This window comes from Aeromonas dhakensis (assembly GCF_000820305.1).
Classification (GTDB): domain Bacteria; phylum Pseudomonadota; class Gammaproteobacteria; order Enterobacterales; family Aeromonadaceae; genus Aeromonas; species Aeromonas dhakensis.
Map to the genome: position 1 here is coordinate 1 of NZ_CDBH01000051.1, position 16,751 is coordinate 16,751.

General features: G+C 59.8%; 12 protein-coding genes and 1 other annotated feature. Of the genes, 7 read left to right on the forward strand and 5 right to left on the reverse strand.

Translation table 11 applies throughout. The features are described 5' to 3' along the window. From BN1143_RS14985 to thrC, 4 genes are all read left to right on the forward strand, one after another. Positions 1-631, forward strand: a 631-nt coding sequence (locus BN1143_RS14985) for a tRNA/rRNA methyltransferase (RefSeq protein WP_042051182.1), incomplete at its 5' end; no start/stop codon positions are given. Between the two features lie 68 nt (positions 632-699). Further along, positions 700-834 (forward strand) — a sequence feature (Thr leader region). 68 nt (positions 835-902) lie between these two features. Continuing rightward, a complete protein-coding gene (gene thrA, locus BN1143_RS14990) occupies positions 903-3,362 on the forward strand; it encodes a bifunctional aspartate kinase/homoserine dehydrogenase I (RefSeq protein WP_017784805.1) in 2,460 nt (819 codons plus the stop codon). 2 nt (positions 3,363-3,364) lie between these two features. After that, positions 3,365-4,345 (forward strand): homoserine kinase, encoded by a 981-nt coding sequence (gene thrB / locus BN1143_RS14995; RefSeq protein WP_042051183.1) that lies wholly within the window; start codon positions 3,365-3,367, stop codon positions 4,343-4,345. Further along, positions 4,342-5,616, forward strand: a complete 1,275-nt coding sequence (thrC, locus tag BN1143_RS15000) for a threonine synthase (RefSeq protein WP_042051184.1) — start codon at positions 4,342-4,344, stop codon at positions 5,614-5,616. Before thrB ends, thrC begins: the two co-directional genes overlap by 4 nt. A 465-nt stretch (positions 5,617-6,081) precedes the next feature. Here thrC and BN1143_RS22450 read toward each other — a convergent pair whose 3' ends face one another. Both BN1143_RS22450 and BN1143_RS22455 read right to left on the reverse strand, forming a co-directional pair. Continuing rightward, positions 6,082-6,357 carry a hypothetical protein gene (locus BN1143_RS22450; protein ID WP_156141311.1) on the reverse strand — a complete coding sequence of 92 codons (276 nt, stop codon included), beginning with the start codon at positions 6,355-6,357 and terminating at the stop codon, positions 6,082-6,084. A 39-nt stretch (positions 6,358-6,396) separates the two neighbouring features. Then, positions 6,397-8,106, reverse strand: a complete 1,710-nt coding sequence (locus BN1143_RS22455; protein ID WP_156141312.1) for a hypothetical protein — start codon at positions 8,104-8,106, stop codon at positions 6,397-6,399. Positions 8,107-8,807: 701 nt separating this feature from the next. On the opposite strand from BN1143_RS22455, the gene BN1143_RS15005 reads away from it, so the two are divergent. The 3 genes from BN1143_RS15005 (at position 8,808) to tsgA (ending at position 11,395) form a co-directional block, all read left to right on the forward strand. After that, on the forward strand, positions 8,808-9,188 hold the full coding sequence (locus BN1143_RS15005; RefSeq protein ID WP_042051185.1) for a hypothetical protein: 381 nt from the start codon (positions 8,808-8,810) through the stop codon (positions 9,186-9,188). Positions 9,189-9,476: 288 nt separating this feature from the next. After that, entirely contained in the window at positions 9,477-10,178 is a 702-nt protein-coding gene (deoD, locus tag BN1143_RS15010; RefSeq protein ID WP_042051187.1) for a purine-nucleoside phosphorylase, read from the forward strand. A gap of 53 nt (positions 10,179-10,231) precedes the next feature. Then, positions 10,232-11,395 (forward strand): MFS transporter TsgA, encoded by a 1,164-nt coding sequence (tsgA, locus tag BN1143_RS15015; RefSeq protein ID WP_042051188.1) that lies wholly within the window; start codon positions 10,232-10,234, stop codon positions 11,393-11,395. Between the two features lie 96 nt (positions 11,396-11,491). Here the strand turns inward: tsgA and BN1143_RS15020 are convergent, their stop codons facing one another. The 3 genes from BN1143_RS15020 to BN1143_RS15030 all read right to left on the reverse strand — a co-directional run bounded on the left by BN1143_RS15020 (position 11,492) and on the right by BN1143_RS15030 (position 16,741). Then, a complete protein-coding gene (locus BN1143_RS15020) occupies positions 11,492-12,169 on the reverse strand; it encodes a Crp/Fnr family transcriptional regulator (protein WP_016351486.1) in 678 nt (225 codons plus the stop codon). Between the two features lie 187 nt (positions 12,170-12,356). Beyond that, positions 12,357-15,611, reverse strand: coding sequence for a response regulator (locus BN1143_RS15025; protein WP_042051189.1), 3,255 nt, complete (start codon positions 15,609-15,611; stop codon positions 12,357-12,359). A 197-nt stretch (positions 15,612-15,808) separates the two neighbouring features. Continuing rightward, entirely contained in the window at positions 15,809-16,741 is a 933-nt protein-coding gene (locus BN1143_RS15030; RefSeq protein WP_042051191.1) for a diguanylate cyclase, read from the reverse strand. Positions 16,742-16,751 lie beyond the last annotated feature (10 nt).

Sequence of the window (16,751 nt, forward strand, 5' to 3'; positions counted from 1 at the left end):
CGCCATGAAAACCATGGGCTTTGATGCCATGCGACTGGTGGCAAGCCGGGTGCACGAAGAGGAGGAGGCTAGCTGGGTGGCCCACGGTGCGCAGGAGATCCTGACCCAGGCCGAGGCGTTCGACACCCTGGAGGAGGCGCTGGCCGACATGGATCTGGTGGTGGCCACCACTGCCCGCCAGCGCGGCCGTTATCAGCACTACCTCACTCCGGCCGAGATCCGTGACCAGATCAAGGCCAAGCCTTCCTTGGACAAGGTCGCCATCGTGTTTGGCTGCGAGGAGTCGGGCCTCTCCAACGAGCAGCTGGCCCAGGTCGACCTCATCAGCTATCTGCCGCTCAAGGTGAGCTACCCCTCCCTGAACCTGGGCCAGGCGATCATGCTGTACGCCTACGAGCTGAGCCAGTTGCTCGATGAGCCCGAGGCGCTAGCAGAAAATATTGATAACGCCGGACAGGTTCGGGTACTGAAAAGCAAAACAGCAGAAATTCTTGGCGATCTCGGTGTTTCGCAGGATGAAAAACTGCATCAATGGGTGATGGACCGAGTGCCCATGCTGCCGCAGCGGGATTTGAACATGCTCCATCTGCTCTGCAAAGACCTTGCCCGCAAACTTGGCAAAGAGGTTTAGGTTGACAGCCCGGCGCCCGGCGCGGTATTGCTAAAAGCCAGCTTCGTTCAAGAGTGTTCGTCATGCAGTTATTCACCAACGTCATCACCACCACCATTATTACCGGTACCACCACAGGTGGCACTGGGGCCGGTTGATGCGCTGACGAACAAGCACAGAAATCAGAAAAAGGCCCGTACCCACCCAGTACGGGCCTTTTTTGTTGGGTTGTTTTCAGACAGTTTTCAGACCGATTAGCGGATCAATTTGCAGGGAATACAGGGAGATAGCGATGAGAGTGTTGAAGTTTGGCGGGTCGTCACTGGCCGATGCAGAGCGTTTTTTACGGGTCGCCGATATCGCGGTGAATACCCACGGCCAATCCCAGGTTGCCCTGGTGCTGTCGGCGCCGGCCAAGGTGACCAACCACCTGGTGGCCCTGGTAGAGCAGACCAGCCGCGGCATGGATGCCAGCAGCACCCTGTTTGAAATCAACGGCATCTTCTCCCGCCTGCTGGCCGGCTTGAAGGCCGCCTATCCGGCGCTGGATGACAAGGCGCTGCAGGCCCGTCTGACCAGCGAACTGGATCAGGTGGAGCGGCTGATGCAGGGCATCCGCCTGCTGGGGCTCTGCCCGGACAACGTGCAGGCTCGCATCCTGAGCCGGGGCGAGAACCTCTCCATCGCCTTCATGCACGAACTGCTGCGGGTGCGGGGCCTCGAGCTGGACGTCATTGTGCCAGAAGAGCTGCTGGTGACCGACGGCGGCTACCTCGAAGCTCACGTCGACATCGAAGCCTCCCGCCTGCGCTTCGCCGCCAAGGGCCTGCGCTCCGATTGCCTTTACCTGATGCCGGGCTTTACCGGTGGCAGCGACAAGGGTGAGACCGTGCTGCTGGGCCGTAACGGGTCGGATTACAGCGCAGCCGTCTTGGCCGCCTGCGTCGATGCGGAGTGCTGCGAGATCTGGACCGACGTCGAGGGCTGCTACAACTGCGACCCGCGCCTGGTACCGGACGCCTATCTGCTGAAGACCCTCTCCTACAAGGAGGCGATGGAGCTCTCCTACTTCGGTGCCAAGGTACTGCACCCGAAAACCATCGCGCCGGTGGCCCAGTTCCACATTCCCTGCCTGATCAAGAACAGCTTCAACCCGCAAGGGCCGGGCACCCTTATCGGCGTCGAGCAGGGGGATGACGACCTGAAAGTGAAGGCCATCTCGGATCTCTCCGGCATGTGCATGTTCAACGTCTCCGGCCCCGGCATGAAGGGCATGGTCGGTATGGCTGGCCGCATCTTCTCCGCCGTCTCCCGCGCCGGGGTCAGCATCGTCCTCATCACCCAGTCATCCTCCGAGTACAGCGTCAGCTTCTGTATCCACAGCTATGACTGCGACAAGACCCGCAAGGTGCTGGAACGCGAGTTCGAGCTCGAATTCAAGAACCAGCTGCTGGATCCGCTGGAGATCATGCAGGATCTGGCGATCATCTCCCTGATCGGTGACGGCATGCGCACCTCCAAGGGGATGGCGGCCCGCTTCTTCACCTCGCTGGCTCAGGCCTCCATCAACATCGTCGCCATTGCCCAGGGCTCGAGCGAGCGCTCCATCTCTGCGGTGGTGCGGGATCGCAAGGTGGCCGAAGCCATCAAGGCCTGCCACCAGAACTTCTTCGGCAGCCAGCAGTTCATCGACCTGTTCGTGGTCGGTGTCGGCGGTGTCGGCGCAGCCCTGGTGGATCAGATTGCCCGCCAGCAGCCGGTACTGGCCGAGCAGGGCACTGGCCTGCGGGTGGTGGGCATCGCCAACAGCCGCCAGATGGCGGTCAACAAGGATGGCCTGAACCTCGCCAACTGGCGTGAACAGCTGGTGGAAGCCCGTGACAGCTTCAGCCTGGAGGCGGTGAAGAAGCTGGTGGAAGAGAGCCACCTCATCAACCCGGTGATCGTCGATTGCACCTCCAGCGAGGCCATCGCCGTCCAGTACGCTGACTTCCTCGCCGCCGGTTTCCACGTGGTCACCCCGAACAAGAAGGCCAATACCGGGTCGCTGGATTACTACAAGGCGCTGCGTCGCACCGCCCGCCAGACTCGTCGCAAGTTCCTGTACGAAACTAACGTGGGCGCCGGCCTGCCGGTCATCGAGAACCTGCAGAACCTGATCAAGGCTGGCGACAAGCTGCGCGCCTTCGACGGCGTGCTGTCCGGTTCGCTCTCCTTTATCTTCGGCAAGCTGGACGAGGGGATGGCCTTCTCCGATGCCACCAAGATTGCCCGTGGCAACGGCTTTACCGAGCCGGATCCGCGCGACGATCTCAACGGCATGGACGTGGCCCGCAAGCTGCTCATTCTGGCCCGCGAGGCTGGTATGGCGCTGGAGCTCTCCGATGTGGAAGTGGAGCAGGCGCTGCCGCCGGGCTTTGATGTGAGCGGCGACGTGGAAGCCTTTATGGCCCGCCTGCCGGAGGCTGACGGCTGGTTCCGCGACCAGTTTGCGGCGGCCCAGCGTGACGGCAAGGTGCTGCGCTACGTGGGTTCCATCGAGGGTGGCAAGTGCAAGGTCGCCATCAAGGCGGTCGGTGCCGATGAGCCGCTGTTCAAGGTCAAAGACGGGGAAAACGCGCTCGCCTTCTTCTCTACCTACTACCAGCCGATCCCGCTGGTGCTGCGCGGCTATGGCGCCGGTACCGAAGTGACCGCCGCGGGCGTCTTTGCCGACGTGCTGCGCACCCAGAACTGGAAGCAGGAGTTGTAAGAATGAGTTCAGACATGTACCAGAGCAGCAGCGTGGTGGCCTATGCCCCCGCCTCCAGCGCCAACCTGAGCGTGGGATTCGATGTACTGGGGGCGGCGCTCGCCCCCGTGGATGGTTCCCTGCTCGGGGATCGCGTCCAGGTCAAGGCAGCCGATGTACCGTTTGCCCTCTCCTCCGTGGGCCGCTACGCCCACAAGTTGCCGGCTGACCCGAAAAAGAACATCCTCCATGACTGCTGGCTCGCCTATGGCGAGGCGCTGGAGAAGCGGGGCCTTGGTCTCAAGCCGCTCGAAATGGTGCTGGAGAAGAACCTGCCGGTGGGCTCAGGTCTGGGTTCCAGCGCCTGCAGCGTGGTGGCAGCACTCGAAGGGCTCAACGCCTTTCACGGCGCCCCCCTCAATGAACACGAATTGCTGCTGCTGATGGGGGAGATGGAGGGCAAGATCTCCGGCTCCGTCCACTACGACAACGTCGCCCCCTGTTATCTGGGCGGCATGCAGCTGGTGCTGGAAGAGCACGGCGTCATCAGCCAGGGTATCCCGGTGTTTGAGCAGTGGTACTGGGTGGTCTGCTATCCGGGCACGGTCGTCTCTACCGCCGCCGCCCGCGCCATCCTGCCGGCCCAGTATCGCCGCCAGGACTGCCTCACCTATGGCCGCCGGCTGGCCGCCTTCGTGCACGCCAGCTACAGCCGCCAGGAAGGGCTGGCCGCCAGCGTATTGAAAGACGTGATCGCCGAGCCTTATCGCGCGGCCCTGATTGAAGGCTTCAACGAGGTGCGGGCCCAGGCGGCCCAGAACGGGGCGCTGGCCACCGGCATCTCGGGGTCCGGTCCCACCGTGTTCGTGGTGATGAAGGATCCGGCCCAGGCCGAACGGATGAAAGAGTGGATGGAAGCGCACTTCGTGCGCAATGAAGATGGATTTGCCCGGGTCTGCAAACTGGACATGGCCGGGGCACGGGTAACAGGAAGCGAGCTATGAATCTTTACAACATCAAGGACAAGAGTGAACAGGTGAGCTTTGCCCAGGCGGTGCGCCAGGGGCTGGGCCGCGAACAGGGGCTGTTCTTCCCAGAGACCCTGGAGCCGCTGGCCGACGTGGATGCCCTGCTGGATCTGCCGCTCGCCGAGCGCTCCGCGCGCATCCTGAGCCACTTGCTGGGTGACGAAGTACCGGCTGCCAAGGTGAAGGAGCTTATCGACGCCGCCTTCACCTTCCCAGCGCCCCTGGTGAAGCTGAAAGATGGCACCTATGCCCTGGAGCTGTTCCACGGCCCGACCCTGGCGTTCAAGGACTTCGGCGGCCGCTTTATGGCCCAGTGCCTCGCCGCCTTTCGCACCAACGACAAGATCACCATCCTCACCGCCACCTCCGGCGACACCGGCGCCGCCGTGGCCCACGCCTTCTACGGCCTGGAGGGGATTGAAGTGGTGATCCTCTATCCCAAGGGCAAGATCAGCCCATTGCAGGAGGCGCTCTTCTGCACCCTGGGTGGCAACATCCGCACCCTCGCCATCGACGGCGACTTCGATGCCTGCCAGGCGCTGGTCAAAGATGCCTTCGACGATGAAGGGCTCAAGACCGCCATCGGCCTGAACTCCGCCAACTCCATCAACATCAGCCGCCTGCTGGCCCAGGTCTGCTACTACTTCGAAGCCGTGGCCCAGCTGCCGAAAGCGGATCGCGCCAAGGCGGTCATCAGCGTGCCGTCCGGCAACTTCGGCAACCTCACCGCGGGTCTTATCGCCAAGGCGCTGGGGCTGCCGGTGAAGCGCTTTATCGCCGCCACCAACGCCAACGACACCGTGCCGCGTTACCTCAAGACAGGTCAGTGGGAACCGCACCAGACGGTCGCGACCCTGTCGAACGCCATGGACGTGAGCCGCCCCAACAACTGGCCGCGCGTGGAAGAGCTGTGCCGCCGGGAAGGCTGGGCGCTGGAGACCCTGGGCTCCGGCATGCGTGACGACGCCCAGACTCGCGATGCGTTGCAGCGCCTGCACCAGCTGGATTACCTGTGTGAGCCCCACGGCGCCATCGCCTGGGATCTGCTGAACGAGCAGCTTGGGCAAGACGAGGTCGGTGTGTTCCTCTGCACCGCCCACCCGGCCAAGTTCAAGGAGTCGGTGGACGAGATCCTGGGGCTGGACGTACCGCTGCCCGGGCCCCTTGCCAAGCATGCCGCGCTGCCGCTGCTCTCTGTTAATTTGCCAGCCGAGTTTGCCCGGTTAAGGGCGTTTTTGGTGGGTTAAGCCGCTGAGCTGAGATAACCGATAGAAATAAAAATCCCCCGGTAATGGGGGATTTTTGTTTTCGTTTGCCCTGTTGACCACGATTGCTGGGTTAGAGCATATTGCGTGGTTTAGTCGGTAAGGAGGTTCTTGGTGAGGGGCTGTTTTTGGTGTTGTTTCCTAAATCGATATTGCGTGAATGAGGCTAATTGAGGCAACAGTAAGCTGATCACCACAACCATCTCCTTCGAGTCGGCATCATAGGCAAGTCGCGTTACTCCATCAACAACTGGCCTCAATACAACAGGTTATTTATTAACAGTTGCTCTCTCTCCTGCTGGATTGATACCAAGGTCATCTATAGCTCGATCTGGACAGACGTTGTAACCTGAAGGTGGATTTGGGAAACAATGCCGCTGTTCTGTGGAAATATTGCCCTCTCAATGGGGGGAGGGCCGGTGTCAGGTGATAACTAGAACTGTACATTCAATGATCTTCTAAATAATGGTTTATTACATCTGCGATCTCTCTATACTCTTTTGCTTTTACATCATCTTGGAATTTTTCTTTATATATTTCGTTTATGGTTTTCACGTTAACAATGGCATGGGAATCAGTCTTTTCAATTATTTCTTTTGAAAACTTAACAGCCTCTTTGGATAGCTGAAGTTTGTTGTTATCAACTAAATCTCGGACTCTATCTTTTTGATCATGTAAGAGTTCACCAAGAATTTTAATTTGTTTGATATCTCTACTTTTCATGATGAAACCTCCCTTATCTCTGTCATGTAGTCTAGCAAATTACAAACATATATGCCCAGCATAATGAAGAGCAGTCCGTTCTCCTTGTCGTCCGTCAGCAGTCCATTGTAAAATATCACGTTTTTCAAGAGTCAGGATGATCGAACGTTTGCCTTCATCAAGTGATAGCTCTCTATGACTACTTGGTTCGCTCCAAAAAGATACCACCCTGCTGGGTTTCAATCCGGACCCGTCTGAGCGCAAGGTCATACCCAATGGAGTTACCGTTAAGACGCTTGAACCCGGGTCTTCAGAAAGGAAGCTTGCATAGCGACCTGGCCATCTGTTTTTAAGCTGTGGGCCATCGAGAAGTAGAGCAATGATAAGCGTTGGCCCTAGAGCACGCACAGCTGGCGCAACAGGGTCTTGCCTAGCAAGGTCTTCACATATCAATGGTGTTATTTGTATGTTGTTGTCATGACATTGATATGTTATGAGTTTTCTCTCATCGACATCTATAAACTCCCACCATTTTTTCCTTGGTGATAAATTACTACCTAGCTTGTAATTAAATATCTGTGTTCGGTCAAGATACCAGCGGTGATGCTTTTTTTGAGTGACAGGTTCAAGTTCAGGGGTTACAGATACATCAGGCAAGTCTGGATCTTGTTCTGGTGGTGAGAATATTGTTATTTGGTTTCTACTGTAATGGGATGTATTTTCATAATTTCCAGTGATTACACTAGGGCATTTAACACTCATGAAGTGACAGCGTTTGTATAGACTTGTAGCTATTACCTTACTATCCTCTATACTAAGGGCACATTCAGGGAAAACAATTAGGTCAATGTCACCAGTTGAGACAATTGCATTCATAGAGCAATTCACTGCTTCATCAATATCTATTGCATTCTTTGGTGTGTATGAAAAGAAACCAAAATTTTCATCCATTTCCAATATATCATCTCTATTAACTTCTGAAAAAAACTCCCTATCTATCTTCATAGGCCAAGGAAGTATTAGTATATTAAATATATCCTTGTTAGAGTTAATTTCATTGGTTCTTTCCAAAACCTCTAGGTTTATTTCTGGCCTAATGTTTGTTAAATGTTGAGATATGCTATTTAATGATATTCCACTTTGACAAACTGTGTTTTTCCTTTGAATTGTCCCAAAGTGATGATTTGAAAAGGAAAGCTGTGATTTTGATGGTTCATTTGTCACGCTCAACTGCTTTAGTGTCTCAGCATAAACAGATCCCTTGGGAACGTTTTTTAATTTTGAAAATTTAAATGCTTCATCTGATGCAATGGTAAGTGTTAACGCCTGTGTGATGAATTCATTATCTTCAAGTAATAATGAGATATCTTTTTTTAAAGTATCATGGTTAAATAACTTCTGTAAACTGGTCACAACCTTGTAAATATCATCAATTTGAATTTTTTCATATGGTAACGTGAGGATTTTATGCCATGTTTCTGATAGTTCGGTAGCTTTCGATAGATCCTTTTTAGACCAACCATGAATGCCATTCGGAGAAACAAATCTTCTATAATTACCATTTTTATCGAGAATGTTTGTTAATATTATGAATGTGTTGGGTGGCCAAATAAGGAGGTCTATAATATGTTCTGGCTCGTCATAAAACCTAGAGATTTTTTCCTTTTCTATTAAAACATCTTTTTTATTTAAAATTCCATTTTTCAGTTTTTTATTTTTACCTAGATAATCGTCGAAGGCATCAAGTATATACTTGCGTAAACTTATCACTCATCAAGCTCCCAATGTATAATAAAGTTATGATCTTAGGTATTAATTTTTGTTGTAAATTAGGTTTTGAAAATTTAGTGTTGTACAAGAGATATTTGATGCCTCTTCTCTTCGTATTTTCTTGCTAAGTCTAGCTGTTTTCATTGATTAACATTGTGCCGCTAGCACGATGTGTGGAGCTTCACCTTCACTGCGCTCAGCTCTGACCTACGAATTGAATCAATTACTACTTAAATCCCAAGCTACCGCCCGTGGATTACAGCTTCCAATATGCTCAATTAACCAGCGAGGGCAGCAGCCCATCGCAGATGAATAGGCACCGGATGGCTATGATAGGCCAATCGAATCTGGTCTCACCAGTCAAAAAGTGACGTAACTATCAGGAATATCTGCGTTTTATGCGCTGGCTCAAGAAATCGCAGAGGCAGGGATAGGATTCCCATGGCCCTTGATTTTATTGGAGGTTGGCGAGCGTCGTGGAGAAAAGGGGGCTGGCTTGCTGTTGAGGCGGAGCTGGCCGGGGAGAATCCCGCTTAGCCAATCGGCGCTATAGTGCGGGCTATGGTGCCCTGTGCTCCGTGGCCTTGCTGGCAAGGCGGGGGATTTGCGGCAACAATCAGCTGTTGCAATAACAGTTACTTGCAATCAGATCATCATGCATACGGGTCACCATGCCAACACATCACAATAAGGAACGTCATATGAAGCGTATTGCCATCCTGTTCGGCCTGCTCTGCGGCAGCGTGCTGCTGGCCCATCCGGTCTTTGCCAACGACACAGCCCAGTTGCAGTGCGAGGCGCAGGCCGCGGCCAAAAAGCTGGCGGGCGCCGCCAAGACCAGCTTTGTCGGCAAGTGCGTGAAAGATGCCGCCGGCGCCGCAACCGGCGAATGCGAGAAGGCGGCCGCTGACAAGAAGCTGGCCGGTGCGGCCAAGAACAGCTTTATCCAGAAGTGCGTGAAGACGGGGGCGGCAATGGATCCGGCGACCAAGTGCGATAAGGCGGCGGCCGACAAGAAGCTGGCGGGCGCGGCCAAGAACAGCTTTGTCCAGAAGTGCGTGAAGGATAGCGCCGCCAAGTAAGGTGTTTTCTTATCCGGTGTGTTTGCGGGGGGGCCTGATGGCCCCCCGCGCTATTTTTGGGCGCAGGGACGTTATCGCTGAACGGGTGATGCAAGGACAGGGTAGGGCTGGGTTGGGTTGTGCGAAGGCAGATAAGCGGCGGCGAAGGGGGGCAAGCTGGGGCGGCCTTGGAGAAGTTGCTAGAACTGGGATCTCGATCGGGGCAACAGGACTTTTGTCCTGCAAGGGGAGGCGAGGCGGGGGCTAGGATGCCCTCATCCACACGAGTCAAACTGGAGCACAACAACAATGACCGCTCATATCAATGCCAACCCGGGCGATTTCGCCGAGACCGTCATCATGCCGGGGGACCCGCTGCGGGCCCGCTATATCGCCGAGACCTTTCTGACCGATGCGCGCGAGGTGACCAATGTGCGCAACATGCTGGGCTACACCGGCTACTACAACGGCCAGCGCATCTCGGTGATGGGCCACGGCATGGGGATCCCCTCCATGGTGCTCTACGCCCACGAGTTGGTGAACGACTTCGGGGTCAAGCGCATCATCCGCATCGGCAGTCTGGGGGCGACCCAGCGCCACGTGCAGATGCGTGACGTCATTCTGGCGCAGGCGGCGGGCACCGACTCCCCGACCAACGCCAAGCGCAGCGCCGGTTACCAGATGGCCACCTCGGCCGACTTCGCCCTGCTGCACAAGGCCTTTACCAAGGCGCAGGAGAAGGGCATTCCGGTCAAGGTGGGCAATATCTTCACCGGCGACCTCTATTACGATCCGGACGAAAACCTCATTCCGGCGCTGGAGAAGTTCGGCGTGCTCGGCATCGACATGGAGGTGGCCGGTCTCTACGGGCTGGCCCATCAACAGGGGATTGAGGCGCTCGCTATCCTGACTGTCTCCGACCACTGCCTGACCGGTGAAGAGACTACTGCCGAAGAGCGGCAGCTCTCCTTCAACCAGATGATCGAGCTGGCGCTGCACACCGCGCTGTAAGCGCCGCGGTCCGCCCAACCCTGCACGCACCCTGACCCCAAGAGAGATCCAATATGAACAATAAGCTCTCCCTCACTGCCATCAGCTTCCTGGCCAACTTCGTGATGGCCGGTTTTGCGACCCAGTTCGGCATGCTGATCGACCCCATCGCCGCCAAGTTTGGCGCCGACGTCAATCAGGTGGCCTCCATCTTCTCCCTGCTCAACGGCGGGGCGCTGGCGGGCACCATTGCCGCCTTCTTCCTCATCGAGAAAGTAGGCCTCAAGCGGATGACGCTGATCTGCTACGGCCTGATCGCGCTGGCGGCGGCCGCGCTCCATCTGACCGGCTCGCTCTATGTGGTGATGGCGGCCATGACGGTGATCGGCCTGTGCGGCGGGGTGGGGCTCTGCATTGCGGGAACCCTGGTGGTGAGCGTCTGGCAGGCGCGGATGCAGAGCACCATGCTGGTGGTGCAGGATGCCACCTTCAACGTGGCCGGGGTGGTCTTTCCGCTGATCACTACCTACACCCTGACTCACGCCATGGCGTGGAGCTGGAGCTATCTGGCGGTGGGCGTGGTGGCGCTGGCGACCATGCTGGTGGCGGTGCTGACCAATTTCCGCAGCTGCGAGGCGGGCGGCGAGAGCGCCGGCAACGAACACTCGGAGTGGAACCTCGGCATCATCAGCGGCGGGTTGGGGCTCTTTCTCGGCATGCTGGCGCTCTACACCTTCCTCACCTGGGCGCCCATGTTCGTGAAGAACAAGTTCGGCATCCCCTTCGAGGAGGCGGGCAACATCATCACTCAGTACTGGACGGCGGCCCTGCTCGGCGCGCTTGTCTCCACCGCCATCGTGACCCGCATTGCGATCCGCACCTTCCTCTTGGTGATCATCACCCTGGCGATGGGGATGACGGCGCTCATCGTCACCACTGACAACCTGAGCCAGTTGCCATACCTCACCTACGGTTACGGCTTTGTCTGCGCCGCGCTCTACAACGCCTTTATCGCCTACGGGGTGTCGTTTGTGCGCCAGGCATCGAGCAAGAACGTCTCCTATATCCTCATCAGCGGCAGCGCGGGGGCCATGTTCAGCCCGGCCATCAGCGCCCTGTTCGAGCAGGTGATAGGTCTGCAGGCGGTGATGTACGCCATCCCGCTCATCTACGGTGTGATCCTCGCCATGCTGGTGGCGTCACTGCGCATGGCCCGGCCGCAGCCCTGTCTCGCCTGAGCGGGGGCGTAAACAGCAAGAGGGGCGGTATAAACCGCCCCTTTTTTTGTTGCTGTTCCGCTTGTTGCTGTTCAGGCGGCGACTGATGCCCGCGACTTATGGCTGCTCCAGAAAGGCCTTGAGCCCCGCCAGATCGCGGATCTGCAATCCCTCCTCACCGCGCTCCACCAATCCTTTATCCATCAGCTCCTTCACCGCCCGCCGGTAAACCCGGTCGGTAGTGCCGAAGCGCTCCGCCTCCTGATACCCCTTGCGAAAGCCGCTCACCGGGTTGTGGTGACAGTGGCTGTGATAGAGGTCGAGGGCGATGTTGTAGCTGATGGGGTAGAGCATGCGGCAGGTGAAGATGTCCACCGTGTCCTGATAGTCGATGGCAATGGCGGTGGCAAAGAAGAGCGCCACCTTGGGGTGGGCGACCAGCGCTTGTTCCAGCTGCTCGCCGTCGATGCGGGCCACTTCCAGCGGCTCCTCGGCGATGATGTCGAGCTGGCAGCGATAGCCGGTGAAGAACTCCATCTCGCCAAACAGCTGGTGGTCGCACTCCAGGGTGCCGAGCTGAAAGCGGCGGCCATTCATGGCGGTGTGGCCCATGGCGATGCGGCCGCTCTTGACCAGCACCAGATCCCGCAGCGGTTCGCCCTGGCGCATCAGGGGCTCCCCCTCGGGGATCAGGCGCCGCTCCGTGATGCAGGAGCTGACCACCTGTTCGATGAGATCGTGGCCGGCTTGCCAGTGGGGCTGAAAGCGTCCCTTGAGAAGGGGTTTGAGTTGCATGATGTGCGCGCCTGCTGAAAACAAACGGCTATTACACACCCTGCTGCTGGCAGACTCCAGTCTAGAGAGGCCGCGGGTCGGCACAGGCATGCGAAGGTGTGACGGGGATCGGGCTGGCAGGACTGGGGTGGATGCAGCTGGAGCGGATAGGGCGGGAGCACAGCCCCGCGCCATCCGGCCCAGGTAATCAGACCGGGCTCAGGGCGCTGGCGCCGCTCTGCTCCAGGCTGGCGAGGGCCGTGCGCAGCCGGGCCAGGCCGATGGGCTTGTAGAGGCACTCGTCCATGCCGGCGGCCAGGCAGCGCTCCCGCTCGCGCGCGGTGGCGTGGGCGGTAAAGCCCCAGATTGGCAGCGTGTGGCCGCGGGCGCGCAGGCGGCGGGTCAGCTCGAAGCCATCCATCAGCGGCATCTGGCAGTCGGTGATGACGAGATCGAAGGGCTGGCTCTGGCTGGCTTGCAGCGCCTCGGCGCCGTTGCCGCGCACGCTCACCTCGTGGCCCAGATGCTTGAGCTGCTGGCGCAGCAGCACCTGGTTGGCGTGGTTGTCGTCCACCACCAGCACCCGCAGCCGGGTTGCCGCAACCGGCCGGGGGGAGGGCACAAGCAGTGGCCCGGCCGGCGGCGACGCGGCGTCGAGGGGCTCGAGGGGGGCGGCCAGCGGGGTGAGCGGCAGCCGGATCCTGAGCTCGGTGCCGGCGCCAAGCTCGCTGCTGACCGCTATCTTGCCCCCCATCAGCTGGCACAGCATGCGGGCGATATTGAGGCCAAGGCCGGTGCCGGCGAACTGGTAGGGGTCGTGGGCGCGGTAGAAGGGGCTGAACAGCCCGGGCAGCTTGTCGGGGGCTATGCCCACCCCGCTGTCGCGGATGATGAGGTGCAGCAGCGGCTGCTCCGCGCTCCCCGTGAGGCTGGCCTGCAGGCTCACCTCCCCCCGCTCGGTGAACTTGATGGCGTTGCCGAGCAGGTTGAAGACGATCTGGCGCAGGCGCAGCGGGTCGATGAGCACCCGCGGCAGGGGGGGCAGCTCGACCCGGTAGCCAAGCCCCTTTTGCTGGGCCATCCCCTTGCAGGCGCGGGCCACCGAGTGGAGCAGGGGCGCCAGCTCGCACGGCTCGGGGGCGAGGGTCAGCTGGCCCGCTTCGATGCTGGAGATGTCCAGCACGTCGCCGATGAGATCGAGCAGGCCGTTGGCGGATTCGGAGGCGATGCGCAGCTGCTCGCCGGTGTGGCGGGCGAGGGCGGGATCCTGGCTCGCCAGCTCCAGCATGCCGAGAATGGCGTTCATGGGGGTGCGGATCTCGTGGCTCATGGTGGCCAGAAAGTCGCTCTTGGCCCGGCTGGCACGGTCGGCCTGCTCCTTGGCGCGGCGCAGCGCCTCCTCCATGGTCTTGCGCTCGGTGATGTCGATCCAGCCGTTGATCACCCCGCTGATGGCGCCGCGGTAGTCAAAGTAGGGCACCATCCAGTGGTAGACGAACTGGCGCGGGCCGCGCTGGCTGAAGATGCGATCCGACAGTATGGGGCTGCCGCTTCGCAGCACCTGCTGAAAATCCTGCTCCAGGGCGGCGATGGCCTCGGCGCCGAGCAGTCCCTTGAGCCCCTCGGCAAACGAGGTACCGAGTACCCGCTCGATGGGGGCGTTGAGGGTGGCCAGGTACTTGCTGTTGCAGAGGATCACCTTGCCCCCCTTGTCGCGCACCACTATGGGGTGGGGCAGGCTCTCGCCGAGCGCCTCGATGAAGCGCACGTGCTCCTCCAGCTGGCGGCGGGAGGCCTGCTCCGAGCGGGCCAGCCGGTTGAGCATACGATTGCGGTAAAACAGCAGCAGGGCGACGGCGCACAGCCCCGCCAGCAGCAGGTAGAAGTAGGGGGCGTTGCGCTCCATGAAGGTGGGGGCCGGCAGTTTGCGGTTGCGCCACTGGTAACTCATCATCGCCAGCTCGTTGGGGGCGATGGAGAGGATGGTCTTGTCGATGATGTCCATCAGCATCCGGTTGGCGGGCAGGCCGGCAAAGCCCATCCGGATGGGCTGGTCGTCGGCGGGGCCGGCGATGCGGATCTGCTGAAGCCTGCCCCCCTCCACCGCATGCTGGGCAAAATAGAGCGGCACGATGGCGGCATCGAGGCGCCCCTCGTTGACCGCCTCCATCGCCTCGTCGGCGCTCTCCAGAAAGCTCACCTGGCTGTCGCCAAGTCCTCTGGCGATGGGGTTGTAGATGGTGCTGCCCACCTGTTTGCCGGCAAGCTGTGCCAGATCGCCGCTTAAGGAATCCCCCTTGCGGGCCACCAACACATAGATGTCGTCGGTGGCGTAGGGCAGGGAGGGGCGCAGCCGGTAACCCTCGGCCACCGGGCGGGAGATGGCGCCGATGAGATCCAGCTCCCCCCTGAGCAGGGCCTCCTTGCGGGCCTGCTCCGAGCCGTAACTGACGAACTTGAAGCGCAGGCCGGAGCGCTTGCTGATCTTCTCCAGCATCTCCACCGACATGCCGGTGAGCTGGTTGTCGTAGTCGCGCACCCCGTAGGGGTAGAGGTCGTCCATCAGCCACACCTTCACCGGGCCGGCGCTGGCGAGCCAGGCGCGCTCCTCGCGGCTGTAGAGATCGCCGGGGCGCTCGACGATGTCGCGGATGGGGCCGTTCCACTGGTTGAAGATGAGGCTGCGGGTGACGTCGCTCACCCCCTCCAGGGTCTGGTCGAGCAGGGCCAGCAAGCCGGGATGAGCGGCCGACACCGCGAAGCGAAAGCCGTCCGCCGCGATGGCGGGCTGCGCCTGGCTGCGCTGGCGGATCTTGTCGAAGCGCTCGCTGTTGAGGTAGTGCAGGGAGTGGGGGTCGCTTAGCAGCAGCGGCTCGTGGCCGAAGAAGACCGCATCGAAGGCCGCCACGTTGGAGGGGTAATTGACCAGTACCAGATCCGGGTAGTAGCGCTTGAAGGCGGCCTCGTTCACATAGCCCCGCACGGTGGCGACCCGCTGGCCCGGCTGCAGCAGCGGCCCCTGTTCGGCAGCGAGGGCCGAGAAGACGGGGGCACTGCTGAAATAGCGCCGGCTGAGGGCGATGCCCGCCTGTTCGGCCGCGCCGAGGTTGAGGTTGCCGAGGTTGACGAGGTCGAGATCCCCGGCCCGCAGCGCCGCCAGCGCGCTGCGCGAGTCGTTGAATGCCCGCAGTTTCACCGGTTTTTGCAGCGCCCTGGCCAGGATGTCGAGGTAGTCGGCGGCGATCCCCTCGAAGTGCTCATCGGGCCCGATCATGGCGAACGGGCGATAGTCGTGGCGCAGCACCCCGACTCGCAGCGCCGTCATTTCGGCGAGCCAGGGCTGGTCAGCCGTGCTGGCGGGCGCCGGGGGGCTTTGCAGGTAGGGGCGACTGTGCAGGGTGAGCGCCTGGGCGCAGAGGGGCAGCAGCAGGCAGAGCAGCAGCAGGGGTCGGATCAGGTTCATTGCCAGATTGTGCCCCTCCCGCCGGTTGGATGGTGATCGAAAGCGGCGATTCTACCGAAGAGCGGCGCACAATGAACCTTTAATCAGCAGTTTGTCAGTGCAAACGGCAAGGCCGCTGGCGGGACGGGACTCGCCAGCGGCCTGCCAACTGTCCGCCCTGACTCCTGATTTGGACGGGGGCAGGCACGGCAGAGGACTCACACCCTCTCGCCATCGGCGGCGACTCTGGCCCGTCCTGCCTCTTTGGCCCGGTAGAGCTGGCGGTCGGCCGCCTCCAGCAGCTGTTGCGGCGTGCCGGTCTGGCTGGGGATGGTACAGACCACGCCAAGGGAGATGGTCACCACCCTGGCCACCTCGGAGGCGAGGTGCTCGATGGCCAGCTCGCGCACGGCGCTGCACATGCTGTCGGCGAGATGGACGGCGCTGGCCAGGGGGGTGTTGGGCAGCACGCAGGCAAACTCCTCGCCGCCGTAGCGGGCTACCAGATCGTGCGGCCTGCCCAGCCGCTCGGCCAGCACGGCGGCGATGGCCTGCAGGCAGTGATCGCCGGCCTGATGGCCATAGCGGTCGTTGTAGCGCTTGAAGTAATCGACATCGAGCATGATAAGGGAGAGGGGGGTGTTGTCTCGGCAACCCTGGCGCCACTGCCGCATCAGCTCATCATCGAACTGGCGCCGGTTCGGTATGCCGGTGAGGCCGTCAAGCATGGCCAGGTTGCGCAGCAAGTCCCCCTGCAGCTTGAGGGTGATGTGGGCCTTCACCCTGGCCCTGACGATGTTGGGACTGATGGGCTTGCTGATGAAATCCACCGCGCCGAGGGACAGGCCGTACTCTTCGTCCGTCTCCTCCTGCTGGGCCGTGACGAAGATGACGGGAATGTCCCGGGTGTCGGGATCCGCCTTGAGTTGCTGACAGACCTCGTGGCCGCTCATACCGTCCATGATGACGTCCAGCAAGACAAGGTCGGGCAGCAGGCTGCGGCAGAGGGCAAGTGCCTGCTCCCCGCTGGTCGCCATGAAGATCTCGCACTCTTCGCGAAAGAGCTGGTGCAGCAGCCTGATGTTGATCGCCTGATCATCGACGATCAGCAGTTTGGGGCGACGGTTGGTGGGCAGGTTCCAGGGGACCATCTTGGGCTCC

Excerpts from the sequence above, each read along its gene's own strand:
- thrB (WP_042051183.1), top strand. The coding sequence starts at position 3,365 with ATGAGTTCAGACATGTACCAGAGCAGCAGCGTGGTGGCCTATGCCCCC.
- tsgA (WP_042051188.1), top strand. The coding sequence starts at position 10,232 with ATGAACAATAAGCTCTCCCTCACTGCCATCAGCTTCCTGGCCAACTTC.
- BN1143_RS15030 (WP_042051191.1), bottom strand. The coding sequence starts at position 16,741 with ATGGTCCCCTGGAACCTGCCCACCAACCGTCGCCCCAAACTGCTGATC.
- BN1143_RS22450 (WP_156141311.1), bottom strand. The coding sequence starts at position 6,357 with ATGAAAAGTAGAGATATCAAACAAATTAAAATTCTTGGTGAACTCTTA.
- BN1143_RS15025 (WP_042051189.1), bottom strand. The coding sequence starts at position 15,611 with ATGAACCTGATCCGACCCCTGCTGCTGCTCTGCCTGCTGCTGCCCCTC.
- thrC (WP_042051184.1), top strand. The coding sequence starts at position 4,342 with ATGAATCTTTACAACATCAAGGACAAGAGTGAACAGGTGAGCTTTGCC.
- thrA (WP_017784805.1), top strand. The coding sequence starts at position 903 with ATGAGAGTGTTGAAGTTTGGCGGGTCGTCACTGGCCGATGCAGAGCGT.
- BN1143_RS15005 (WP_042051185.1), top strand. The coding sequence starts at position 8,808 with ATGAAGCGTATTGCCATCCTGTTCGGCCTGCTCTGCGGCAGCGTGCTG.
- BN1143_RS15020 (WP_016351486.1), bottom strand. The coding sequence starts at position 12,169 with ATGCAACTCAAACCCCTTCTCAAGGGACGCTTTCAGCCCCACTGGCAA.
- deoD (WP_042051187.1), top strand. The coding sequence starts at position 9,477 with ATGACCGCTCATATCAATGCCAACCCGGGCGATTTCGCCGAGACCGTC.